24 protein-coding genes, 1 tRNA gene and 1 pseudogene are annotated in these 24,101 nt (G+C 58.8%); 1 reads left to right on the top strand and 25 read right to left on the bottom strand.

Features of this window, described 5'->3' with window-relative positions; translation table 11 throughout:
- Nucleotides 1–73 precede the first annotated feature (73 nt).
- From DZK26_RS05790 to DZK26_RS05905, 25 genes and pseudogenes are all read right to left on the bottom strand, one after another.
- Nucleotides 74–1,447 carry a flippase gene (locus DZK26_RS05790; RefSeq protein WP_116897779.1) on the bottom strand — a complete coding sequence of 458 codons (1,374 nt, stop codon included), beginning with the start codon at nt 1,445–1,447 and terminating at the stop codon, nt 74–76.
- 142 nt (nt 1,448–1,589) lie between these two features.
- On the bottom strand, nt 1,590–1,739 hold the full coding sequence (locus tag DZK26_RS14300) for a hypothetical protein (protein WP_181918332.1): 150 nt from the start codon (nt 1,737–1,739) through the stop codon (nt 1,590–1,592).
- 442 nt (nt 1,740–2,181) lie between these two features.
- Nucleotides 2,182–2,511: a hypothetical protein gene (locus tag DZK26_RS05795; RefSeq protein ID WP_116897778.1), complete on the bottom strand. Its 330-nt coding sequence runs from the start codon at nt 2,509–2,511 to the stop codon at nt 2,182–2,184.
- 33 nt (nt 2,512–2,544) lie between these two features.
- The gene (locus DZK26_RS05800) at nt 2,545–3,348 is read right to left on the bottom strand and encodes a sulfotransferase domain-containing protein (RefSeq protein ID WP_116897777.1); all 804 of its coding nucleotides are present in this window, start codon (nt 3,346–3,348) and stop codon (nt 2,545–2,547) included.
- Nucleotides 3,345–4,361 carry an SDR family NAD(P)-dependent oxidoreductase gene (locus DZK26_RS05805; protein WP_116897805.1) on the bottom strand — a complete coding sequence of 339 codons (1,017 nt, stop codon included), beginning with the start codon at nt 4,359–4,361 and terminating at the stop codon, nt 3,345–3,347. Before DZK26_RS05805 ends, DZK26_RS05800 begins: the two co-directional genes overlap by 4 nt.
- Nucleotides 4,358–5,509, bottom strand: coding sequence for an NAD-dependent epimerase/dehydratase family protein (locus DZK26_RS05810; protein ID WP_116897776.1), 1,152 nt, complete (start codon nt 5,507–5,509; stop codon nt 4,358–4,360). Before DZK26_RS05810 ends, DZK26_RS05805 begins: the two co-directional genes overlap by 4 nt.
- Nucleotides 5,510–5,562: 53 nt before the next feature.
- Nucleotides 5,563–6,570: an NAD-dependent epimerase/dehydratase family protein gene (locus tag DZK26_RS05815; protein WP_116897775.1), complete on the bottom strand. Its 1,008-nt coding sequence runs from the start codon at nt 6,568–6,570 to the stop codon at nt 5,563–5,565.
- Between the two features lie 154 nt (nt 6,571–6,724).
- A complete protein-coding gene (locus DZK26_RS05820; protein WP_116897804.1) occupies nt 6,725–7,666 on the bottom strand; it encodes a GDP-L-fucose synthase in 942 nt (313 codons plus the stop codon).
- A gap of 2 nt (nt 7,667–7,668) precedes the next feature.
- Complete coding sequence (locus tag DZK26_RS05825) at nt 7,669–7,839, bottom strand: GDP-mannose 4,6-dehydratase (protein WP_116897774.1); 171 nt, start codon at nt 7,837–7,839, stop codon at nt 7,669–7,671.
- Between the two features lie 82 nt (nt 7,840–7,921).
- A complete protein-coding gene (locus tag DZK26_RS05830) occupies nt 7,922–9,199 on the bottom strand; it encodes a glycosyltransferase family 4 protein (protein WP_147306623.1) in 1,278 nt (425 codons plus the stop codon).
- Nucleotides 9,196–10,164: an NAD-dependent epimerase/dehydratase family protein gene (locus tag DZK26_RS05835; protein WP_116897772.1), complete on the bottom strand. Its 969-nt coding sequence runs from the start codon at nt 10,162–10,164 to the stop codon at nt 9,196–9,198. Before DZK26_RS05835 ends, DZK26_RS05830 begins: the two co-directional genes overlap by 4 nt.
- Before the next feature lie 240 nt (nt 10,165–10,404).
- Nucleotides 10,405–11,469 (bottom strand): annotated as a pseudogene (gene gmd, locus DZK26_RS05840) (GDP-mannose 4,6-dehydratase); the annotation flags it as partial.
- A gap of 163 nt (nt 11,470–11,632) precedes the next feature.
- Nucleotides 11,633–12,733: a bifunctional phosphoglucose/phosphomannose isomerase gene (locus tag DZK26_RS05845; RefSeq protein ID WP_147306622.1), complete on the bottom strand. Its 1,101-nt coding sequence runs from the start codon at nt 12,731–12,733 to the stop codon at nt 11,633–11,635.
- Nucleotides 12,734–12,779: 46 nt separating this feature from the next.
- Nucleotides 12,780–14,129, bottom strand: coding sequence for a UDP-glucose/GDP-mannose dehydrogenase family protein (locus tag DZK26_RS05850; protein WP_116897803.1), 1,350 nt, complete (start codon nt 14,127–14,129; stop codon nt 12,780–12,782).
- Between the two features lie 110 nt (nt 14,130–14,239).
- On the bottom strand, nt 14,240–14,563 hold the full coding sequence (locus tag DZK26_RS05855; RefSeq protein WP_116897769.1) for a nucleotidyltransferase domain-containing protein: 324 nt from the start codon (nt 14,561–14,563) through the stop codon (nt 14,240–14,242).
- On the bottom strand, nt 14,556–14,969 hold the full coding sequence (locus tag DZK26_RS05860) for a nucleotidyltransferase substrate binding protein (protein ID WP_116897768.1): 414 nt from the start codon (nt 14,967–14,969) through the stop codon (nt 14,556–14,558). The genes DZK26_RS05855 and DZK26_RS05860 overlap by 8 nt, the downstream gene beginning before the upstream one ends.
- A 77-nt stretch (nt 14,970–15,046) precedes the next feature.
- A complete protein-coding gene (locus DZK26_RS14720) occupies nt 15,047–15,448 on the bottom strand; it encodes a four helix bundle protein (RefSeq protein WP_116897767.1) in 402 nt (133 codons plus the stop codon).
- Nucleotides 15,449–15,481: 33 nt separating this feature from the next.
- A complete protein-coding gene (locus DZK26_RS05870; RefSeq protein ID WP_181918331.1) occupies nt 15,482–15,835 on the bottom strand; it encodes a MarR family EPS-associated transcriptional regulator in 354 nt (117 codons plus the stop codon).
- Nucleotides 15,836–16,041: 206 nt separating this feature from the next.
- Nucleotides 16,042–16,815 (bottom strand): YdcF family protein, encoded by a 774-nt coding sequence (locus tag DZK26_RS05875; protein ID WP_116897766.1) that lies wholly within the window; start codon nt 16,813–16,815, stop codon nt 16,042–16,044.
- Nucleotides 16,816–16,840: 25 nt separating this feature from the next.
- Nucleotides 16,841–18,442, bottom strand: coding sequence for a hypothetical protein (locus DZK26_RS05880; protein ID WP_116897765.1), 1,602 nt, complete (start codon nt 18,440–18,442; stop codon nt 16,841–16,843).
- Nucleotides 18,443–18,497: 55 nt separating this feature from the next.
- Nucleotides 18,498–20,027, bottom strand: a complete 1,530-nt coding sequence (locus tag DZK26_RS05885) for a hypothetical protein (protein ID WP_116897764.1) — start codon at nt 20,025–20,027, stop codon at nt 18,498–18,500.
- A 112-nt stretch (nt 20,028–20,139) separates the two neighbouring features.
- A tRNA-Leu gene (locus DZK26_RS05890) sits at nt 20,140–20,224 on the bottom strand.
- A gap of 298 nt (nt 20,225–20,522) precedes the next feature.
- Nucleotides 20,523–20,945: a putative toxin-antitoxin system toxin component, PIN family gene (locus DZK26_RS05895; RefSeq protein ID WP_116897763.1), complete on the bottom strand. Its 423-nt coding sequence runs from the start codon at nt 20,943–20,945 to the stop codon at nt 20,523–20,525.
- Entirely contained in the window at nt 20,935–21,186 is a 252-nt protein-coding gene (locus DZK26_RS05900; RefSeq protein ID WP_116897762.1) for a type II toxin-antitoxin system Phd/YefM family antitoxin, read from the bottom strand. The genes DZK26_RS05895 and DZK26_RS05900 overlap by 11 nt, the downstream gene beginning before the upstream one ends.
- Before the next feature lie 447 nt (nt 21,187–21,633).
- The gene (locus tag DZK26_RS05905; protein WP_220337091.1) at nt 21,634–23,883 is read right to left on the bottom strand and encodes a M3 family metallopeptidase; all 2,250 of its coding nucleotides are present in this window, start codon (nt 23,881–23,883) and stop codon (nt 21,634–21,636) included.
- Between the two features lie 35 nt (nt 23,884–23,918).
- Between DZK26_RS05905 and DZK26_RS14420 the strand changes: the two genes are divergently transcribed.
- On the top strand, nt 23,919–24,101 hold a 183-nt coding region (locus DZK26_RS14420), incomplete at its 3' end, for a hypothetical protein (protein WP_220337089.1).

Here is a 24,101-nt window from a genome sequence, read left to right on the forward strand (position 1 = left end):
AGCATTCCTCATAGATATTTTTAACAGTTTAAGACAACTCCGGTTGCGCAAATCCGGCCTTGTTATTAGTCTCCTAATTGTTCGCGTGTAAGCCTAACGCGGTTGTACTTATACCGATGCGTCGAAAGGCTTCTCTCCACAATAATAGATTAAACAAGAAAAGGGTGACCGTCGTTGCCATCGCCGCGCCCTCCATGCCAAGTTGCGGGATCAATGTGGCGTTCAACAAAATATTAACCCCTGCTGTAATCGAAACGTAAATAGCCACAGACTTTTGGAATCCACACATATTCAATATAATTCCTACGTACCCGAAAAAGCTGTGTGCTAACTGCCCGCCGGCCAAAATCGCAAGGGCAGGGTAACTGTTAACGTATTGCTCTCCAAACATTATACGTATTAACTCATCACCCCACACTATGACTATGGTAAAAAGCGGTAATGCCATAATGAGTGCGGCACGGGCACTGGCCGTCGCCAGTTTCTGAAGACGCCTCAAGTCTCCTTGCTCATATAGCCTGGCAAAATAAGGCGATATAAACATCCCAATCACTTGCAAGCCAAAACTTGTCAATAGGGCCCCCTGTACGGAAATTCGGTATAAGCCGACTTCAGTAGCAGACTTAAAATATTCCAACATGATTATGTCAGTATATTTATTGATCTGTTGCATTCCAGCAACTAGTGCAAGGGGCAGCATGGCTTTAGACCATAGCCTTATTTCGTATTGAGGAGCTGGCAGCGTCTTGATTTGGAATGGACGCTTGTAATTAAACAGTAAAAGACCAATCAGCAATGCCAAGCTGGCTGCCGCAATGTGTAAAATTACAATGATGACGGGTTCAACGGTACCGCCTCCCATCCACCAAATTGCGAAAGGAATCAACAAAATAAGGAGTGCGGGACGCAGAATCTGTTCCGGCGCCTGACCCAAAACGACTTTACGCAATCCCTGCAAGGCCGCACCTATCAAGGAGTTAAACGTAATTAAAGGTATTAGGGCCACTCCAAAAAAGAGGGGCAGGTAGTGGGTTTTAGGAATTTTCTCTGCCAATAGCCACAATGTGCCCAACCCAATACAAACAAACATTAGCGAAAGCGCTCCACCCACCATGGCGGTCCAGCGCCAGAGGCCGCGCATCAACCCCCATTTCTCTAAAACCTGTGTCTTAGCCGTCTCGCGAACAACCAGCCGAGGCAAGCCAAACTGTGCCGGAATGACTACCATCGAAACCAGGGCAATCACAAAAGTATATATTCCATATTGCTCTGGACCCAAGACCCGAGCTAGAAGAATCGCTAACCCGAGCCCCAAAGTAAGATTGCCTACCCTGATTAATACAGATCCAAGCCCGGCCTTTGTCAATTGGCCACGCAGAGCATTTACATCGGGTTCTGTAAAAATCTTGTGGAATAGGCTGTATAAAGGGATTGTTTTTGGGGGCATCTTGATTTTTTCACGACCTCAATTTAGCCCTTGGGTATAACTGAGAAATGCAACACCGCAGGGATAAAGTTGAAGCTGAGGTGCGGTAGCATCGGCGCGCCCAACGACCGAGTATAATCTGATGGAATGAGCTTCGCGCACCTCACCAAGTAAGGAAAAAAATTTCGGGCGGCTTGGCGCCGAATGCATCCAACTGGAAATTGCTCTTGAGCCCAATCGCAGCCTGAGTAAGGTGTCTCGAGCGGGCGGCTACAACCGCGATCAGCGCGGCTTTCTCGCCTATCAGGCGCATCGACTTGCCTCGGAGCAGGGCCGCTCCTCACGCAGCCAGCGACGCATTGCGCTCAACCATTCGCAGGTAATTGAGCGCCGGCGGTGGCGTGACTCGCTCCGAGCAGATCGCCGCGCGGTCCCTATAGTAGGCGGATTGCGGATCAGCTACGAGTGGATCTACCATTTCACATATACCGACAAGCAGCCTGGTGATGGCTTGCACCGCCATTTCCGCATCCAACAGAAAAAGTATAAGGGCTACGGGAGCACCGAAGACGGATCGCCGCCTGGCTCGGGGTCGAGGCGCAGCCCAGAGAGACTAATGAGTGTGTTGAGATCGGCAACTGGGAGCTGGAGGTCGACACCATGATCGGCTTGCTCAGCAAGAGCGATTCCCTGACAGCTGTGAAGTGACGAGCTGGCTTTACTTGACGCCACATGAATGCTCTACGAGCCGCGTACTAAATTGTCCGTCGCGCCTCGTAGTCGAATGCAAGCTCACTCAGGACGATCACGATATGAGTAAGCAAAGCCTTTCTCAGGCCGTTACCAAACAGTCCGATACTCAACTTTTCCGCCGAGAAGGGAATTATCTGCAGGCTACCCCATGTGCTGCTGATCGCGTTCAGCTGCGGGCTACCGATCACGGCTCGTGTGGAGAAAAGCGGTTTGGAATGACAGGCTACCTCGCATCCTATCCTCCGATGAATGATGCGCCATCGTTGGAACAATGCCCACAACCCGCTGCAGGACAACATGCCTTGTTGGTCGGCGGGCACGATCTCGACCATGCTGGTCCTCGAATGGCTTGCTGTCGGCAGACATTAACAAGAGTTGGCCTTACGCTCTCCGAAAAGCTTCGTGCCAATGAGTGAAAGAGCCTCCTCGTAACCATTTTGCCGGAATGCCGCTTCTGCTTCGGTTGTGAAATGCCTGCGCCACCCTCCCAGGGCCCCTTCGCGAACGAAGGATATCTCAGCGTCGGGCGACCGAGCTCGCTCTGCTTCTTGTTTCGCGCGGGCGAAGCTGTGGCGCTCGGCCACCTCTGCCGCTTGCCCCTCCGGCAATGGCTTGCCGCTCAGCACCTCGGCGACTCGCGACAGTTCGCCCGTCGTATCTGTGCGTAGCGCCTCGTAGCTGGTCTGCACCGTAGCTGGGCGGTGCGCCCATACGCGCACGAATTGTGGCCAGGTGAAACGGGGGCTCGCAGGCGTTTGCGTTATGAAACGGATGAAGTCTGGCAGATTGCCGCGGATGTTGGTGTAGTCTTCGAACGGACATCGCGCCTTCATCAGCCGAACCAGTGGCGCATTGCATTTTTCGTTCAAGAAATAACAGTGATAGTAGAACGAGACCAGCATATCGCGCGGATCGCGCCACAGAACAATCACGTTGCGCAGGCCTAAAGGGCTCAGGAAATGGCCATGCGTCACGCTGTGCTCAAATCGGATAGGCGCATTACGTCGGAAGGGTATATCCAGTGCATCGGACAGCATTTGTGCCAGCCAGGTGCCACCCGATTTGGGAAACTCGTTGACCAGGTAGTAAGGGGCAAGACCTGAGAAACCGCGTACGAATGCCTTGTGCCGCACCGCGGGCCAACGCCCCTTGATGCGGACTGAACTCATCGCAGAACGCCTTTTTCCTGGAAATAGGACGTGAGCTTCGCTCTAGACAGGGCCGGTTCATGCGCCGAGTTGTAGGGACGATCAGCCTGTTGTTTGCCGGTCAGGTGAGCGTAGGCGGCGCTCGTGGGGTCCGCGAAGGCCGACAATGTTACGAAAAAGTTGCCGTATTCCCAGGTCCGGCGTACCTCTTCTTCATTCATCAGCTCCTCGTACATTTTCTCGCCCGGTTTGGTGCCGATTTCCTTGATCTCGATGTCATCTTGGTCCGCAAGCGCGTCGCGCATGACGTAGGCAATGTCCTCGATTCGGGCAACGGGCATCTTTGTGATCAAGACCTCGCCACCCGCGGCGAGCCAGACCGATTCGAGTACTAGCGCGACGGCCTCCTCAAGGGTCATGATAAAGCGAGTCATACGGCGGTCGGTTAGCGTGATGGGTCCGCCGGCCTTGATCTGGCGACGAAACAGTGGCACGACCGAACCGCGGGAGCCGAGGACGTTGCCGAAGCGTGTGGAGGCGAATATTGTCGTGCCGTTGCCGTAGGTCTCGGCGGCGGCAGTCATGAGCCGTTCACCCATTAGCTTGGAGGTGCCCATCACGTTAGTGGGATTCACTGCCTTATCGGAAGAGGTGAAAATCACCCGCTCAACCCGGTTCTCGAGGGCGGCGTCGATGACGTTCTGCGTGCCGAGTACATTGGTTTGTACGGCTTGAGTGGGACTGTCTTCGCACAGACCGACGTGCTTGAGCGCGGCGGCGTGGAGCACGACATCTACGCCGCGCATCCTCAGCTTCAGGACTTCGCGATCGCGGATGTCCGCAAGATGACCGGTTACCCGCCCCGTCGCGCCATACTGCTCGACGAGAAAGAATAGGTCGCTCTCGTTGTTGTCTAGACAAACGATGCGTTCTGCCGTGCTGTCTACCAACTGGCGGACGAGCTCGGAACCCACGGTGCCGCATGCACCGGTGATCAGCACGCTCTTGCCGCTGAAACGCTGGAGACTGTTCATCCGTTCCATCTCACGCGCGGCATAATACGGTCGGTGTCGATGTGGTGGCTTTGCACACGCACCCGCTCCAACATCTCGATGAGCACCTCATCGGTCATGTAGTGCGGTTGCAGGCCAAGTTCAGTTAGGCCCGAATACACCGGATTATAATAGTGCTCCTCCTTTTCCTTTCGGGGGTTGTCAATCGACCGGATCTCGACATTCAGCCCCAGCTTGTCGCCCGCACCCTTGACGCGCTCCGCCAGTTCGTTGACGGTGAATGTTTCAGTAAGCTGATTGAACACGCGAAGTTCGCCGGTGTCTGCCGGCTTCTCAGCGGCCAGCCGAACACATTGAAGCGTGTCCCGCAGGTTCAGGTAGCCTCGTGTCTGCCCCCCACCGCCGTAGACAGTCAGAGGGACGCCGGCGACCGCCTGCACGAGGAACCGGTTCACAACCGTGCCGAAGATGTCGTCGTAGTGGAAGTTCGGACATAGGCCGGGGTCGAGGTCGGCCTCGTCGGTGGAGATGCCGTAGACCGGCCCCTGCATCAAATCGGTCACCCGAAGACCGTAGGTACGCACGTAGAACCAGAGCAGATCGGTATCGAGGACCTTAGTGGTGTGGTAGAGAGAGCCGGCAGCGCGTGGATACAGGAAGGTATCCTTCCGGCCCTTGTGCTCGATCTCGATCCAGCCTTCCTCTATATCGATGTCGGGCGTCCCATACTCACCCATGGTTCCGAGTTTGATGATGTGGGCATCGGGTGCATGTTCCTTGACGGCCCAGATGCAATTGAAGGTCACGTCCAGATTGTTTTGTAGTGTTTCGCGCGCTTCGCGAAATCCACGCATGGAATAGGGTGCTGAAGGCTGCTCGGCATAATGAACAATTGTATCCGGTGTAGTGTCGCGAACTACGTCGAACATGAATTCCGGATCGCAAAGATCACCAATCCGGACGGATATTTCATGGCCTGAGTTGGCGTGGTAGATTTTAGCTCGTTCGGATAGGCTGGGTGTCGCCATCAATGCCTCACTGTCCGTCGCTTCCGCAATGCGACGCCGAAGGTAGTTGTCGACCACTGTTACCTCGTGTCCGGCCGCGGCGAAATTCATAGCCGTTGGCCAACCAAGGTAACCGTCGCCACCGAGAATCAATACACGCATTTAATGCTCCTCAATACAAGTCTAATCGTGATGGAACTAAGGTTTTCTAATTGTTAGGGTTGCAAAAAATAGTCAACCGTGCGCTCAAGCCCGGCCTCTAGGTGCGTCTTGGATTGCCAATTCAGCAAACGTCGTGCCTTAGAAGTGTCGGAAAAGTTTCTCCTAACATCCCCCGGGGGTCGTTCAGCATTACGCAGCTTTATGCCTTGAATTCCCCGTGACTGCATTATGCGAACGAGGTATTCTGTCATTTCTCCGACGGTGGTTTCTCTATTGGTGGCAATCTGGAAGATTTCGCCGCCGATTCCTTGCTTAGTGGCCGCTTTCAGTACGGCCTCAATCAAATCTTCAATATATATAAAGTCACGTGTCTGAGTGCCGTCACCAAAGATCTCCAATGGCTGACTGTTCATGGCCCGCCGAATAAATTTTGCGACAACACTGCCTTTATGTAATGAGCCGGGGCCATACACGTTTCCAAATCTCAAAATGACCGTATCAAGGCCGAAGCTATGTTTGTAGGCGGAGCAGTATCCCTCTCCTGCCAACTTGCTTGCGCCGTAAGGTGAAGCTGGATGAGGTGCTAGTTCTTCATGAATGGGTGGCTCTACCTCACCAATTGGAGCGCCGCTGGAGGCAAATACGAATCGTGAAACTTTGTTTTGTCTCGCTGCTTCTAGGTAATTAAATGTGCCGATAACATTTGTGTGGCAGTCTAGGCGAGGGTCTTCTACAGATCGTCCAACTCCAGTGTTGGCCGCTAGATGTACTATGATATCTGCATCCCGTGAAACCGCGTGTGCCAACTCTTGGTCAAGAATGTCTCCGGCTATTAGTTTGCAACGGCGATCTAGAGCTAAATTGCAGCTGTCTCCGGATCGATAAGCTGAAAGGAGCGCCTCACGGGGAATCTCATCGAAGTCGCATACGTTGGAAAGGTCTTCACGTGTGCCGGTGGTTAAGTTGTCCAGCACGGTTATCGAATGATTGCCTTCTGTTATCAAGTGACGTATCAAACTGGTGCCGATAAAGCCGCAGCCACCTGTTACCAGCCATTTCATTGAGTTGACTCCATCATAGTATTTGCGCCGTCTTTCTCGATTTGGGAAAGCTGAATGATATTTTTCGCGTGGATCGCTGTGGCAGAAATGCGCATCGGAACGCGTGTTGGATCAGCTCAGGTCGACGCCGGAGAAATCAACCTCCGGTAAGGAGCTAAAGCCGTTTCGCCTTGCCATTCGCTAGGAACCACTCGTAGGTCTCTTTAAGGCCTTCTTCCAAGCCGGTTACCGCCCGCCAGCCCAGCTCATGCATTCTGGATACGTCCATCAGTTTTCGAGGTGTTCCATCCGGCTTGCTCGGGTCGGTTTCGATCTTGCCTTCGTAGCCGACGACCTTTGCAATCAGTTTTGCCAGTTCCAGGATGGCGATGTCCTCACCGACGCCGATGTTCACGAACTGCTCGTCGGAGTAGTGCCGCATGAGGTAAAGGCAGGCGTCGGCCAGATCGTCGACGTACAGGAATTCTCTTTTCGGCGCGCCGGTGCCCCAGATGACCACTTCCTCGCGGCCTTCTTCCTTGGCCTCATGAAACCGCCGGATCATACCAGGGATGACGTGGGAGTTTTCCGGGTGGAAATTGTCACCGGGCCCGTACAGGTTCGTGGGCATCAGGCTGATGGCGTCGAAGCCGTATTGCCGCCGATAGGCCTGGCACAGCTTGATGCCGGCGATCTTGGCGATGGCGTACCATTCGTTGGTCGGCTCCAGGGGGCCGGTGAGCAGCTGGTCTTCGTTCATCGGCTGCTCCGCGTGCTTGGGGTAGATGCACGACGAGCCGAGAAAGCAGAGTTTTTTCGTGTCGTTCTGCCAGGCCGAGTGGATCACGTTGGTCTCGATGACGAGGTTGTCGTGGATGAACTCGGCCGGGTAGGTGTCGTTGGCGTGGATGCCGCCGACCTTGGCGGCGGCCAGAAGGACGTATTCGGGCCGGTTTTCTGCAAACCAGTCGGCCACGGCGGCCTGGTCGCCCAGGTCGAGCTCATTGCGGGTGGGCACGAGCACTTTGTTGAAGCCCTTGGCGGCCAGGGCGCGGCAGATGGCGCTGCCGACCATGCCGCGGCCGCCGGCGACGAAGATCCGGCTGTGTTGTTCCATGGTCATTCCTTGAATCGGTAGGCGCGGTAGCCTTCGCGTTCGATCAGCGCATCGTGCCGGGCGCTTTCGAGATCCTTTTCCACCATTTCCGAGACCAGCTCGTCGAAGGTGGTTTTTGGTTGCCAGCCCAGCTTTTCCTTTGCCTTGCTCGGGTCGCCGAGCAGGGTGCCCATGGCCTCGCCGTTAGCGGCGCAAGAGGTTTCTTAATGGCACCGCCACAATGCCTTCAATAAGCCTGTTTGCTGCAAAAGTGCTTCACCTATTCCCATCAATCGTGGACCGGAGTCGATCGTCCCACGCCTCAATCATTGCTTGTTTAGCAAAGTGCTCACGATAGACCTGATGCGCGTTTTGTTTCAGGCCTGAAAGCTTGCGCGGGTCATCGGCCAGTTGCCGCAATGAAGCCGCGACCGCCTGGATGTTGTCATCGCCAAGCACCCAGCCCACGTCAAACCGCGATATCCAGCCGCCGATATCCGAATCGGAATCGCCATCGTAAATCACCGGCCGCCCTGCCGAAAGGCTGCCAAAAAATTTTGACGGCACGGCGATCCCGGACCATTCCGCGCGCAGGCTGCACAAGTGGATATCGGCGGCCGATAGTCGATTCTCCAGCTGATCCGCTGGCGCGAATCCGGCGAAGCTGATGTTAGTATCTCCGTCGGTTACAGCCTCCTGCAGCCGGTTGGCCCGATTGCCCCGCACCGCGAAGCAGAATCGAATCTGCGGTGTGTCGCGCAGCGAACGCGCGAGCAGTAAGAATCGTTGGAATTCATGCGCCTCGCCGAAATTCCCGGAATACAGAATGCCCATAGCGCAATCGCCGAACAGCTCATTACGGCTTGCCGGATCCACCGGCGCCTCGGTCGACGGCTCGGCCAGCGCCCATGGCGTGATTGTGGCTTCGGCGGCGCCGTGCGAATAACGCCGCAGGCGCTCGCGCATTCCGGGCCCGATGTCCACGACCAGATCGCATCGTCGATACCCCATTGCGCAGCCGGCTCGGGCCAGGCGATATAGCGGTGAAGCCGGATCAATAGAGCTGGATGCGGCGGCGGCCTCGGGATGCAGGTCGAAACACCAGTGCGCGATTTTCATTCGGCCTGAGAACAGTTTGAGCGGCACCGCTGAAGTTACGGCAAACACCGGATCGGTTCCGATCAGCACCACGTCCGGCCGACGCGACGCTCTGCGCAGCGCCACCCGCGCCCAAGCGAGCACCATCCAGGCGGCATTCAGAAGCCGTCCCGAGAAACTGGATTGACGAAAGCGAGGTCGCCAAATTCGACGGTATTGGACTCCGTCCGCGTATTCCCTTTGGGCATACCGTACCGATTCATCGCGACAGCCGCGACTGCAGGCCAATGCCTCGACTTCCCATCCGCGTTCGACCAGCCCGCGCGCCAGGTCATGGTAATGATGCGCGCTGACAACATCATCTGGATACATGAAGTGGTACATCAGCGCAATTTTCGGTTTGTGGCCGTTTAGCTGCACGTCTCTCACCAGCGTCCGCGCTTTGTCTTCGGTCAACGGGCGTTTGCTACCTGCTCCGCGATCCAGGAGTAGGTTCTGGCCATGCCGTCCTTCAGCGGCATTTCCGGCGCCCAGCCCAACTTTTCACGGATCAGTGTGTTATCCGAGTTCCTGCCGCGTACGCCCTCAGGGCCGGGGATGTTGCGGATTTCGATCTGCTTGCCGGAAATCGAGGCAACCATGCGGACGAGATTGTTGATCGAAATCATCTCATCAGAGCCGATATTCACCGGCACTTCGCAATCCGAGCGCAGCATTCGAATCGTGCCCTCGACGCACTCATCGATATACAAAAAGGAACGCGTCTGCGAGCCATCGCCCCAAACATCGATCACGCCGGGATCGTCGGCTTCTGCGACCTTGCGACACAGCGCTGCCGGCGCCTTTTCCTTGCCGCCCGTCCAGGTACCTTGCGGCCCGAAGATATTGTGATAGCGGCCAATCCGGCACTCCATGCCATGGTTGCGGTTGTATGACAGGTAAAGCCGCTCCGAGAACAGCTTTTCCCAGCCGTATTCGCTGTCCGGGTTGGCCGGATACGCGCTGTCCTCAGCGCAGTTCGGATTGTTCGGGTCTTCCTGGTTGTAGGCCGGATACATGCACGCCGACGATGAATAGAAAATCCGCTTGATGTTGCGCTTGTAGCAGGCGTCCGCGATATTCAGGTTGATGGTCGCGGAGTTGTGCATGATGTCGGCGTCGTGGTCTCCGGTGAATATGTATCCGGCGCCGCCCATGTCCGCGGCAAGTTGATAAACCTCATCGAACCTACAATCGACCACGGCCTGAACCACCGACTGGTTGCGAAGATCGCCGATCACGAAGTCGTGCGCCGTGGTTTCCGAAAATTCCGGAAACTTAAGATCCACGCCCCTCACCCAGCAGCCTTCTGCTACCAGCCTGTTGACGAGGTGGCATCCGATAAACCCGCCGGCGCCACATACTAGTACCTTCTTCGTCATTGACCGACCCTCCAGTAGTTACATTTAGTGAAGTTTATTTTCTCGCTCGATTTAGGATGCGGCGATCCATAGATGCCGCGATTCCGGGGGGCGATGACTTTCAGGTTGTGGAAATAGATCGCGTTTCCCTCGCTGACAATTTCATCGCCTGTATCGAGGAATTGACGTTTGAACGGTTGATACAGGAATCTTCTAAAACCGGACGACGACAGTGTCTCGCGGAGCTCGGCATGGTCAACACCGTGTTGAATTGCAGATCAGTTCGTCGAAAGTGGTCTTCGGTTGCCAGCCCAGCTTTTCCCTTGCCTTGCCCGGGTCGCCGAGCAGGGTGTCGACCTCGGCGGGGCGGAAGTAGCGCGGGTCCACCGCGACGATGCGCGTGCCCGGTTCGGGGGCGCAGTCCTCGGGCGCGCTGGCGAGCACGCCGTGTTCTTCCGGGCCGCTGCCGTGCCAATCGATCTGCATGTCCAGGCGGGCGGCGGCGGCGTTGACGAAATCGCGCACCGAATGCTGCGCACCGGTGGCGATGACGTAGTCCCCGGGCTCGTCCTGCTGCAGCATCAGCCACTGCGCTTCCACGTAGTTGCGGGCGTGGCCCCAGTCGCGCAGGGCGTCGAGGTTGCCCAGGTACAGGCAGTCGTCCAGGCCTAAGTAGATGCGCGCCAGGGCGCGGGTGATCTTGCGGGTGGCGAAGGTCTCGCCGCGCCGCGGGGATTCGTGGTTGAACAGGATGCCGCTGCAGGCGTACAGGCCGTAAGACTCGCGGTAGTTGACGGTGATCCAGTGCCCGTAGAGCTTGGCCGCGCCGTAGGGCGAGCGCGGGTAGAAGGGCGTGGTCTCGCGCTGGGGCGTTTCCTGCACCTTGCCGAACATCTCCGAGGTGGAGGCCTGGTAGAAGCGCACCTTGTCTTCCAGCCCCAGGATGCGGATGGCCTCGAGCAGCCGCAGCGTGCCCATGGCGTCGCTGTTGGCGGTGTATTCGGGACTTTCGAACGACACCGCCACGTGGCTCTGGGCACCCAGGTTGTAGATTTCGTCGGGCTGGACTTCCTGGACGACGCGGATCAGGTTGGTGGAGTCGGTCAGGTCGCCGTAGTGCAGCACCAGGCGCGGATCGCGCTCGTGCGGGTCCTGGTAGAGGTGGTCGATGCGGTGGGTGTTGAATTGCGAGGCTCGCCGCTTGATGCCGTGGACCACATAGCCCTTGCTCAGCAGGAGTTCAGCAAGATAAGCGCCGTCCTGACCGGTGACGCCAGTGATAAGGGCGACTTTGCCATTACCTTCAGGTGATCGGGTGGTGCTCAAATTCTTGTTCCTTGATCAGTTTTTCTTTTTGCTGCGTTCAGGAAATTGACATAAGTGCGCTAAATGCCTTCTTCTGAATCTTGGCTTCATGTAGGCGTCTAATCAGCGTCGAGAGCACAACGCTGCCAGCGTTCTCCCCGCCCAAATAACCCTTCTACAGGAGCTATTGAGCCCCTAGTGACATTTGGGACTTAAGGTAGTCGATCGCTTCCACCGGCGTTGGATCGACTTGATAGCAGTCGGCCAGGTGATAGCTGACATAATCGCCAAGCCACGCGAACCAAAGCAGCTCTGCCAAGCGGGTTTCTACCATCGGACTGGGCAAACTCCGCCATTCGATGCCCTGTCTGTCAAACAATTGGCCGGTAACACGCTGTTGAACAGCGACCGTACTATCGACATGTTCAGATGTCAGCAGAATGGGCCGGATGAGATGGTCGCTGGCAGTTGATTCGGGCTTTTGAAATCCGACGATGATGTTGTGGTTGAGTTCGGGGTATTCATTCCAGAACGCCCAGCTCTTGGCATTTTCGTTGATCTGGGTGGTCCAGCGACGCGCCACCGTTGACAGGTGTTCAGCGCCAAGAATAAATGGTATGCCTTCGGCGCAGAAGCCCGCCAAGTCTCTGGCGCGATTGTCGGTCGCATTCGTGTCGGCCCAAAGAGCACCAAACGGTTCGAGTTCATCAACGGCGGCCTGGAGTTCGCTAGTGGGATCGTTGATTAGACCAAGGCCATGCAGTGTGCCTAGCATCAAGGTCAGGCTGTAGCCCAGAGCGGCACGAGGTTGGGCTTCATACTCAAATGCCAGCAACGCCGCGCCTTTGTCAGTGCGGGCGCTGTCGGCTAGTTCTCCGCCGGTTGTAATGGCCAGCCGCAGAGCACCGACGGCCTGTGCTGCCTCCCATGCGCTGAGTGTTTCCCAGGTGTTGCCGCTGTAGCTCGAAGCGATCACCAGGGTGCGTTCGTCGGCCCAAGCTGGCAGGCCACCGTTGCGGTGCACGAAGATTGATACGGGTAGTTCGTCCTGCAATAGCCCGGCGACCAGATCTCCGCCAATTGCACTGCCGCCCATTCCGGCAACGATGATATTTTCGATACGATCGATGTCGATTGGCTCGAAAATCTGGTTGGTGATGAGTCGCCAGGCGTTGCGGATCTGGTTTGGGAAATCGTTAATTTGATTTAGCATCAATTTTTGGTTTTGTCGTTTTATTGTTTCTCGGTTGGATAGCACAACGTGAATAGGAACGATCTTCAGCACTCAATCACCTCGATGGAGTACTGGTCTCGCGGACTGCAGGCCGCTCCTACTTCTTTCTGAGCACGCTGCGGCCGCGGCCTATGGCGTAGTAGGCCAGGCCTTGCGCCTCGACTTCTTCGGGTTCATAGAGATTTCGGCCGTCGAAGATGGTGCGGTCGACCAGTCGTTTGTTCAGCAGCTCGAAGTCAGGGCTGCGGAATTGCTTCCACTCAGTGATGATGATCAACGCGTCGGCACCAGTCAGGGCGGTTTCGGCGCTTTCACAGTATTCCAGGTCGTCGCGGTCGCCGAAGACCCGGTGTGCTTCGTCCATGGCTTCGGGGTCGAACGCGCTAACGTTGGCGCCGGCCTCCCACAGCAGGGCCAGCAGGGTCTGACTGGAGGCCTCGCGCATGTCGTCGGTGTTGGGCTTGAAGGCCAGGCCCCACAGGGCGAATTGCTTTTCCCGAAGCTGGTCCTGACCACCATAGTGTTGGCAGATCAGTTCGAACAGGTGGCGCTTCTGGCGGTCGTTGACCGATTCGACGGCGCGGATCAATTCGGGTTCGACAGCGTTCTCGCCGGCGATACTGGCCAGAGCGCGCACGTCCTTGGGGAAGCACGAACCGCCGAATCCGGCGCCCGGATAGATGAAATGCCAGCCGATGCGCGGGTCCGAGCCGATACCGCGGCGGATCATCTCCACATCCGCCCCCACGCGTTCGGCCACGTTGGCAATTTCATTCATGAAACTGATCTTTGTCGCCAGCATGGCGTTGGCAGCGTACTTGGTCAGTTCGGCCGAGCGCACGTCCATGATGATCAGGCGATCGTGGTTACGGTTGAACGGCGCGTAGAGCTTGCGCAGCGTTTCAGCGGCCTGCTGCGAGGCGGTACCGATGATGATGCGGTCGGGGCGCATGCAGTCTTCGACGGCGGCACCTTCCTTCAGGAATTCCGGGTTGGAGACGACGTCAAAGTCGATCGCTTCGCCACGCTCGTCCAAGCGGGACTGGACCGTCTCGCGCACCCGATCGGCCGTGCCCACCGGCACGGTGGATTTGGTTGCGATGATCGCCGGTTGCTTCAGATGATCGCCGATGGTGGTCGCGACCTGCAGGACGTATTTCAGGTCCGCGCTGCCGTCCTCGTCCGGCGGCGTGCCGACAGCGATGAAGAGGACCTCAGCTTCCACCACCGCCTCCGCCGCCTCAGTGGTGAACTGCAGGCGACCGGCGTCGTGGTTTTCCTCGACCATTTCCTCTAGGCCCGGCTCGTAGATGGGAATCTTGCCCCCATTGAGCATGTTGATCTTGTCCTGGTCGATGTCCACGCAGGTGACGTGGTGGCCGACATCGGCGAGGCAGGTGCCGGTGACGAGGCCGACGTAGCCGGTGCCGAAGATGGTTACCTTAATCATGTTGTCTGTGGTCTGTTGTCTGTGGACTGACCTGTGGTCCGTTATCTGTGGTCCGCTATCTGTGGTCTGTGGTCTGTGGTCTGTTGGATAGTTGCCGCATTCGGTGTTCAGGAAGCGTCGGCACTTTGCTCGTAGAAGGTCTGGCCGTGGCGTTTTATGTGGCTGAGCAACTCGGGATTTTCTATTTGGCTTTCGATTGACAGGTCGATCTTGTAGGGCATATCCAGGCTATCGAGCTCGGTTTCGATTCGTTGCAGGTCGGCCCATTGCACGGGGCCGCGCAGGGTGAGGTCGATGTCGGATCCCGGTCGGTGCGTGCCCATCGCGCGGGACCCGTAGACGATGGCCTGACTGACCTCGGGGTGGGCGCTCAGAACACCGCGAATGCGCTTCACTTCGTTCGTCCGCAACCCCCAGTCAGGCTCATCCATGCTTTTCAGCCAGCTCCTGAAACTGTCGTTTCAGCCCGTCCAATTGTTCAATGTATTGCTCGTCGATGCTGGTCAGGATTTCCCGCATGGTGCTTTCATTGTAGGTGTGAGCGGTGCGATTTCGGTCCTGCAGCATGGCCATCCAGACCTGGCCTTTCTCGATCAATTCGCGGCTGAACGCTTCGCGAATCGCGTCACGCGCACCGGTGATTTCCGTTTCGCCTTGCCAGTTGAGATAATCCTTGAGCAAATTCCAGGCGAGCTCCCAGGTGAATTCAAAAGCCTGGATGACGCCCTGCTTTTCCAGATCGGAAAGCTCGCGACGGCGCATGAGATCTACAGCACCTTTGAGCTGTGCGTGGGCTCGCTTGTAGTTGTCGAGGCGTTGGATCCAGCGTGGGGTCATGCGTCTGTGGTCTGTGGTCTGTGGTCTGTGGTCTGTGGTCTGTGGTCTGTGGACGGTTGTCCGTTGTCCGTTGTCTGTTAGGTCGTTAGGAATTTCTTTGGGTTGTTGATCATCTTGCCTAGCATGGCGCCTATGTGGCGGCACTTTCCGGTTAGAGCCTGATGCTGTTCCTGCGTGATGTATCCGCAGTCCAGTGCGTAGTCCAGTGAGGTATCCGTTTCGCTGGCTTCTCCGTCGCAGTCTGTCAGCTTGGCAATGAAGTGCGCTTCATATCGTCGCTTGGCCCATGCTTCTCGCAAGTTCATGCATATTGACCGAGAAGATCGCCGAATCTGACTCGTCAGTGCGTACCGCTCCTCGGCGGGAAAGCACTTGCTCAGTTTGTAGATTTCCATAGAGAGCTCGTAGGCCAGCTGGTAAACATTGAGCTCCTTCGCCGACCTAGCGAAACCCTCCTCAACAGCAACCGATTCATCCATCCCAATCACAGACTACAGACTACGGACCACTGACTACAGCACCTTCTCCCCTTCCCCCGAAGTCAGCTCCTCGCGTAGCCGCTCGATTTCCTCCGCCAGCGCCTGGTGTTCCTCGATCTTGCGCTTGAGGAAGCGGTTGGTGATTCTTGCTTTTTCGGTGATGCCGGCGGGGGTTAATTGGTAGAGGTAGCGGTGCTTTTTTTCGCTGCGGCGGAAGTTGCCGGCCTTGACCCAGCCCTTGTCGATCAGGGCGCGGATGCAATAGTTGGTCTTGCCCAGGCTCAGGCCCAACTCCTGCGACAGGGCGCGCTGGGAGATGTTGGGGTCGTTTTCCAGTGCGCGGAGCAGCTGGAAGCGGGTATCGATATCGAGGGAGGTTTCGGGCACGCTACCGCCCTTGGGTGTTGCTCCCAAAGGCCTCGTTGATTGAATTTTGGTTTGGGAGCGGTTTCCCAGTTTCGTTGGGGACGTTGCCCCGACCTACAGTATTGGGGCGTTGCCGTGACCCATGTCGCCCCACGTTCAAAATTGAACGATGCCAGTTTATAGCCCGTTTAGCGGGGCATCAACAGGTATTTTCGATTTCTTTTCGCCTATTCCGCCCAGCCGCGCCAGCGATAGACCCAGTAACCCAGGTATTCCTTGATGGCCCGGGTGCTGTCGTGCAGCGCTTCGGCATCCGGCAGCCAGCGCAATACATGTGACGGCTCGGGCATAACTTCGAAGTCGGCCGCGGCAGGGACGGCTTCGAGGCCCGCTGCATTGAACGTGGCCAGGCTGCGGCGCATGTGCAGGGCTGAAGTGACCAGCAGCACCTGCTCGATATCATTCTGTTTCGCGATGGCTGCTGTGTTGACGGCATTCTCGCGGGTGTTGCGGCTTTCGGTCTCCATCAGGATGGCCGATCCGGGTACGCCCAGATTCGTCAGTAGTTCGCGCATCGCCTCGGCGCCGGTTTGCCGGTCGCCGGTCCAGCCCACGCGGCCGCCGGAGACGATGATTTTCGGAGCCTTGCCGGCGTGGTACAGCCGGGCGGCGTGCCAGATGCGATCGGCGCCCCGTGCCAGATCCGGATACGGCCAGTCTTTTGGCGTGCCGCGTTCGCCGCCGCCGAGCAGAACGATGGCGTCGACTTCGGGCGCGGCTTCGGCCGGCAGGTTTTCGTAGCGCTGTTCCAGCGATGCACGGATGTGATCGGAGACTGCTGGCAGGGACCACAGCGTCAGCCAGCCCAGGCCGGCCAGGGCCAGCGCAAGGCCCATGCGTGCCCGCCTGAATCCGACCAGGGCTAGCCCGGCCAACACCAGCGCGATTGCCAGGCCCAGGGGATAGGCGAGCTGGGCAAGCACCTTGTCCAGATAAAGCACGGCGCCCTCCCCGACCGCCTGGGGATCAGCTTTCGCGGCGCTGTTTGACCATATTGACCAGGAACACGCCGAAGACGGTGACCATGGCCACCAGGAAGCTGCCCAGCACGAACCACATCAGGTTGTTGCGGGTGAGGATCATGGCCGACATGCTGGCCTCCTGCGGCGCCTTGCTGATGTTGTAAATGGCTTCCTGGCTACCGTAGCGCAGTTCGTTCATACGCTCTGCGATGCGGCCGCTGGCGGCGAACAGTTCGCGCAGCGAGCCCATGATGTCGTCCATGCGCGTCGACAGTTCCGAGGCCATCTCGTCCGGATCAAGCCCATCATCTACGGCGTCTTCGCCGGCGGCCTGCTGTTCGATCATCTCGATCAGCCTTGCGAGGCGATCGATTTCGGATTCCAGCTCCGCGGCCTGCAGGGTGTAGTCGAGCCGTTCGCGGCTGAGTTCCTGGCGAAACTCGATATCGCCGGAGTCACTGCCCAGCTCGACCAGGCGGTCGAGGAAGTCGCTGCCGAACTGCGGAATGGTCGTTCCACCCCCACCCTGCATCCCTTCCGGCAGGGTCAGCCCGCCCTGCGCCGAACCGCCGACGACCTGAGGCGAGCGGTTGTAGTCGCTCAGGGTCTGTTCAACCCGTTCGGCGCGGGTTTGCATCAAATCACGCTGGCGGCGCAGCTCGTCGATGCGATTGCGGAAAAAGCGGATGGTCAGCTGCGGATTGCGCGACACGCCGGTGGCCAAAGTGGGTGAGAGCGTATCCTGTAGCACGAACTCTTCCAGTTCCGAAGCCAGGGCACGGATATCGCTCAGGCGGTAGCCGGTTTCCGGGTCGTTCACATTGGCGCTGTTGGGTAGTTCCTCGAGTTGTTCGATGTTGTGCGACAGCAGCGAGAACTTGTCCTTGAGCACGTCGTAGGCGACCAGGAAGTCCATGTTCTTGAGCACCGAGCTTTCCAGCACGTCGACGCTGTAGAGGCTGATGTCGGTGGCGAATACGCCGACTTCCTCCGTCATGTAGCGGGCCCACTCGCGCGGGATATCGAGCAGTACCTTGCGCGCGATTGCTTCGGGCAGCATGCCGCCGCGCGGCAGCGGACCGGCGCGCAGGGTCAGCGACAGTCTGGCCTGGCCGCGGCTGGCCTTGTCCAGGGCGTCGCGAAACTGTTCTTCCAGTTCCTGGATCTCGGCCGAGCTGAGTTGCTCACGAGCGAGCCGGTTGCGGAAACGCTGGACGACGAACTCTCGATTGGGTGCATGGGCCGAGATACTGAGCGCTTCGGAAAAATCCGCCCGGGAAAGCCCATAGTCTTCGACGTTGTTGGCCTCGTAGACCCGGCGAAGCACCACGGGCGAGAGCAGATCCGAGCTGGAAAACGGGCTCTCGTCGGGATATTCGCCATCCTGCACGCCGGTGAAGGAAAACTGCACCAGCGCATCCCAGTGGTAGGTCACGCCCTGTTTGGCACCGAACAGGCCCACCCCGATCCAGAATACGGCTGCGAACAGCAATACGGCAGCGACGACCGGTACGCGGGTGTCCCAGATGGCGCGGACCAGATCGCGCAGGTCGATCTCGTCGTCCGCGTAGTGGTGTTCAGGGGTGTATTCCTGTGACTGAGTCATGAATTCAGTGGGTCGCAAGGGTTGGCGAAGAGGCGGATTTTACCACTCGGAACATTCAGTAATTGCTGGATCGTGCCTGCCGGCGAACAGCCAGCAGAACCGCCAGGCCCAGAGTTGCGGCCAGCAGCACGATCACCAGGCCCAGCAGGTAGCGCGCCAGGTTGGCCGAGTGGAAGACGAGGTTGGTCGAGCCCGGCGAATCGCTCGTCTCGACCACATTGTAGATGGCCTGCTCCCCGCCGAATCGCATGGTGTTCATGCGATGGGCGATGCGGCCGGTGACTTCGTAGAGTTCGCGCACCGAGGCGATCATCTCCTCGATCTGTTCCTGCAAGGAGTCGCCCTCCCTTTCGGGCGAGTCAAAATCTGAGTCTTCCTGGCTTTCAATCAGCGCGATCAATTCCCGGACCCGCCGGATTTCGGCTTCCAGTTCGGCCGCCTGCATGGTGTAGTCGAGCCGTTCGCGGCTGAGCTCCTGCCTGAAACCGGTGTCGCCGCGGTTGGCGCCGAGCTGGACCAGGCGCTGCAGGAAGCCGCTGCCGATGCCCGCCGCCTGCATGGTCGCCGACGAGCCGGCTTCGCTGCTACCCATGGCATATTGCTGTTCGAGATAATCGTCGAGCACCTCACCGACACGCTCGCCCCGCGCGGTCATGAGTTGCCGCTGCCTTTCGAGGGCTTCGATGCGGTTTTCAAAGAACCACACGGTCAGTTCCGGCCGGCTGGACAGACCGAAAGCCAGGCTCGGCGATATGGCGTTCTCGAGCACGAATTCCTCGAGTTCGCCGGAAAGCGCGCGCACATCGGCCAGCCCCATGCCGGTTTCGGGATCCTCGACCTGACCGCTGTTGGGCTGCTCTTCGAGCATTTCGAGGTTATCGTTGAGGCGCCTGAAGGTCTCCTTGAGGGCGTCGTAGGTCAGCAGGAAATCCATCTCCAGCGCGCGCGAGTCGTCGATAACGTCGACGGTATAGAGCGGCAGGTCGGCGGCGAAGGCACCGAATTCATCGCGCACGTAGTTGGACCAGGTTCGCGGGATGGCGGCCAGGATGTCGCCGGCAGGCAGGTCCTCGTGGCGGGTGGTCAGCGTGAGCTTGACCTGGCCGCGCGTGATGCGCTCCAGGCGCGCCAGAAAGTCCTCTTCCAGTTCCGCGGTTTCGGCGGTGCTGAGGTCGTTGCCAAGGCGCCGGCGGAAATCGGCCATCAACTCGTCGCGCCGCGGGGCGTGAGCAGCCACCGTGAGCATGTCGGAAAACTCGTCCAACTCGATGCCCTGCTCAGCCAGATCGAGTTCGGCGTGTACCTGCTCGAGCACCACCGGCGAAACCAGGTCGGCACTGGTGAACGGTGTGCCGTCCGGATACTGGCCGTCGTCAATACCCGAGAAGGTGAACTGGATCTGGCTTTGCCAGGTATAGACCGGTTGCTCGGGCGTCTTGTAGAAGAAGGCGACGGCCCAGAAAACGACCGTGAAGGCCAGCAGGACGATCAGGACCGGAACACGAACCGCCCAGACCAGACGCCACAGGTCGATGACCCTTGTCGATCGCTCCCTCGTATCGGACCCCGTTTCTTGTTCAGCCATATTTCTCCCCATCCATGCCCCCTACAGGCAAAATTCCATCAATCGACCCGCGCGCCACATACTATCCCTCGAAGCGACGTGGATCAATCGAAGCCCATTAGCCAAGCCAGCCTGGTGCCGAGGAGAGGACTCGAACCTCCACGGGTTGCCCCACCAGGACCTAAACCTGGCGCGTCTACCAATTCCGCCACCTCGGCATCGGCGGGTATTGTAACGGTCTGATTGTCGTTTTGTCGTTGGGTCGTGCCGGAAGCCGCGGAGCGGCTATCCGGGATCTCGCACGGGTCGGCGGGCAGTGAGGCAGGCCGTGCCGGAAGATGGGTGGGAGGTCCCGGCTCTACGCTTCGCTCCGGCCGGGACGACATTACTAAGTGGGTGGGAGGTTCCAGCTCTACGGTTCGCGGAGCCTGCCCCGGACTAGATCCGGGGGCCGGGACGACACGTTTGGAGCCCGGCCCGGCGGCAGGGACTACACATCGCGTCGGATTCTAAGGTTCAGGAACGGGATTGAAGATAGGTTGCTGGCGTGATGATGGGGATGTCGTGGAAGGGGTGAAGTTCCAGCAGATCCTGATCGCCGGTGACGATGGCGGTGGCATTGCCGCTGACGGCCAGGTCGAGGAACTTGTTGTCGGACGCATCGCGACATTGCGTGAATCGGTGAGTAATCGGTGGGATTTCGACGATTCGGCCCAACAGGCGCATGAACTGCTGGCGCTCGCTCAGGCTGAGGTAGCGATCGAACTTTGCGCGCCCGAGTACCCGGGCGAGTTCCTCGAGCGTTTCGCTGGAAGCAAGCAGGCGGCCGCGCCGAACGACATGGGAAACGGTGCGCCCGGGCAGGGAGCCCGGAGCGAGGAGCCGGCTGATAATGACGTTGGTATCGACGACGACCCGCAGGGATTCCCTACGCATCATCGGCAAGCAATGCTTCCAGGTCGGCGTCGGTCAGGCCACGCTTTCGGGCGCTTTCGGCCATGGCGTCGCAGAAGTTCTCGAATTCCTGCACATTGAGCCCGTGCAGACGCTCGTATTCGCGTGTGGACAGGACCACGGCAACTTCCCGATTCTGCCGCTTGATGGTCACCGGTTCGTGTTGGGCGGCATCCAGTATGGCGGCGAACCGCTGCTTGGCTTCGGTCGATGTGACATGCTTCATACGAGGGCTCCCGACTTGATAATCTCGATTATGGACAAATTGGACAAAATGATCAATTGGAGGGTTCACTTCTGGAACGGGGCAGTGATCCGGGGTCTCGCATGGTGCGGTGGGCAGTCAGTGGGCCGTGCCAGCTGATGAGTGCGAGGTCCCGGCTCTTCGCTTGCGCTCCGGCCGGGACGACATTTCCAGGTGGGTATACGGTGCCGGATCGGGGTTCAAGACGACAAGGTTTGATTTGCAGGGTGTAACGAAAAAGCCCCGGCGCGGTGGCCGGGGCTCTTTGCAGATCGGTCGCGGCCTGGAGGCCGCTTCTGAGATCGCTATGTCATCCCGGAAGCCGCGGAGCGGCTATCCGGGATCTCGCAGATCGCCGGTGGCAGTGAGTCGGGCCGTGCCGGCTTAAAGGTGTGAGGTCCCGGCTCGGGGGCCGGGACGACACGTTTTTTACTCCTCGTCCTCGCCGTCGATGACCAGCCCGCGGCGTTCTAGCAGCGGTTCGATGCTCGGTTCGCGGCCGGCGAAGTCCAGGTACAGGTCCATGGCTGCCTTGCTGCCGCCCTTCGAGAGGATGGTGTCGCGGTAGTGCTGGCCGGTTTCGCGGTCGAGGCCGCCGTTTTCCTTGATCCACAGCGCGCTGTCGGCATCCAGCACCTCACTCCAGATGTAGGAGTAATAGCCGGCGTCGTAGCCGCCCATGGAATGCGAGAAGTACGGCGTGCGGTAGCGCGGCGGTACCGGTTCGTAGTCCAGGTCGTGCTCTTCGAGCACGCTGGCTTCAAAGTCCATCACCTCTTCGGCAGCCGGGGTTTCATCCGGGCCGAGCTGATGGAAGGCCTGGTCGATGATGGCCGCGGCCAGGTACTCGGTGGTGGCGAAGCCTTCGTTGAACTTCTGCGCCTCGATCACCTTGTCGAGCAGTTCCTGCGGGATCTGTTCGCCGGTCTCGTGGTGCTTGGCGTAGTTGGCCAGCACTTCCGGCCAGGCGGCCCAGATCTCGTAGACCTGCGAGGGGTACTCGACGAAGTCGCGCGGCACGCTGGTGCCGGCGAAGGTCGGGTACTCGACGTCCGAGAACAGGCCGTGCACCACGTGACCGAACTCGTGGAACATGGTGGTGGTCTCGTCCCAGGTCAGCAGAGTCGGCTCGCCCTCGGGCGGCTTGGGCACGTTCAGGTGCATGCCCAGTACCGGGTGGCCGCCCAGCAGCTCGGAATTGAGGCGGTAGGAGTTCATCCAGGCCCCGCCGCGCTTGGTGCCGCGGGCGTAGAAGTCCATGATGACGATGCCCATCGACGTGCCGTCTTCCTCGAAGGCTTCCCAGGCGGTGGCGTCTTCATGCTGGGTCGGCAGGTCCGGACGCTTTTCGAAGGTGATGCCGAACAGCTTCTCGGCCGAGAAGAACACGCCGTCTTCAAGCACGGTGTTCATCTCGAAGTAGGGCTTGATCTGGTCCTCGTCGAAGGCGTAGCGCTCCTGGCGGACCTGTTCGGCGTAGTGGAACCAGTCCCAGGACTTCAGCTCGAACGGCTCGTCCTCGGTCTCGTTGATCACTTCCTGGATGTCTTCGCCTTCCATGCGGGCGTTGGCCACGGCGATCGGGGCCAGTTCGCCGAGCATGCCGTTGACGGCTTCGACGGTTTGCGCGGTGCGGTCCTCGAGGATGTAGTCGGCGTGGGTGTCGTAGCCCAGCAGCTTTGCCCGTTCGGCGCGCAGGCGCACGATGTCGGCCACGACACCGGTGTTGTCGTACTCGTTGCCTCTGGAGCCGCGCGCCAGCGAGGCCTTCTTGACCTTCTCGCGGGACTCGCGGTTTTCCATCTCGGCGATGGGCGGCTGGATCGAGGTATTGACCAGGGTGATGACGTACTTGCCCTCTTCCAGGTCGCGATCGGCGGCTTCGTCGGCAGCCGCCTCGATGCGCGCGTCGCTCAGGCCTTCCAGGGCTTCGCGGCTGTCGAAGACCACGGCCGAGTCGTTGACTTCCTTGAGCACGTTCTGGCTGAACTGCGTGGTCAGCTCGGCGAGCTCGGAGTTCATCTTCTTGAGCTCTTCCTTTTCTTCGTCGCTCAGCTGCGCGCCGGCGCGGACGAAGTCCTTGTGGTATTCCTCGACCAGGCGCAGGCCTTCAGGGCTCAGATCCAGCTCGTCGCGCTGGTCGTAGACCGCTTCGATGCGCGCGAACAGGTCGGGGTTGAGGTTGATTGCGTCGCTGTGGGCCGAGAACTTCGGCGCCATCTTGCGCTGGGTTTCCTGCAGCGTGTCGTCGGTGACGGTGCTGGTCATGTTGGAAAACACCCGGCCGATGTACTGCAGCTTCCGGCCGGCGCGTTCCATCGCCAGGATGGTGTTCTCGAAGGTCGGTTCCTCGTCGCTGCTGGCGATTTCCTCGACCTCGGCCATGTGCTCTTCCATCGCCGCCTCGAAGGCCGGCAGGAAGTGATCGGACTCGATCTTGTCGAACGGCGGCATGCCGTAAGGCAGGTCGTTTTCGGTCAGCAGCGGGTTGTCGCCGGTGCTTTCCGATTCGGAGGAAGCCTCGTCGGACGAAGCGTCGGATTCGGTGCCTTCCGGGGCTTCGGCCTCGGCGGATTCAGGCGCCTCGGGCGCCTCCGGGGGCGGCGGCGCCTGCTCCGAGCAGGCCATCAGCAGACTGGCGGCAACCGCCAGCGTCAAAAGATTCAGGGGTTTGTTCACGTCTTTCCTCGTACTTGAGTTCAACAGAGCCCGAAATGGTAGCACTGATCGTCTCGGCGATGCCTCCGCTCGTTTTGTCGTTTTGTCGTTTCGTCGTTTTGTCGTTTTGTCGTTTTATCGTTTTATCGTTGGCTGGTTGGCGCTTATTGTGTCGTCCCTGGACTGACCCCGCTTTCGTAGACACTTTTCGTTACGGGGTGGCTCCGAAGGCTGCCGGG

This window comes from Wenzhouxiangella sp. 15190 (genome assembly GCF_003417465.1).
In the GTDB taxonomy this organism is placed as follows: Bacteria; Pseudomonadota; Gammaproteobacteria; order Xanthomonadales; family Wenzhouxiangellaceae; genus Wenzhouxiangella.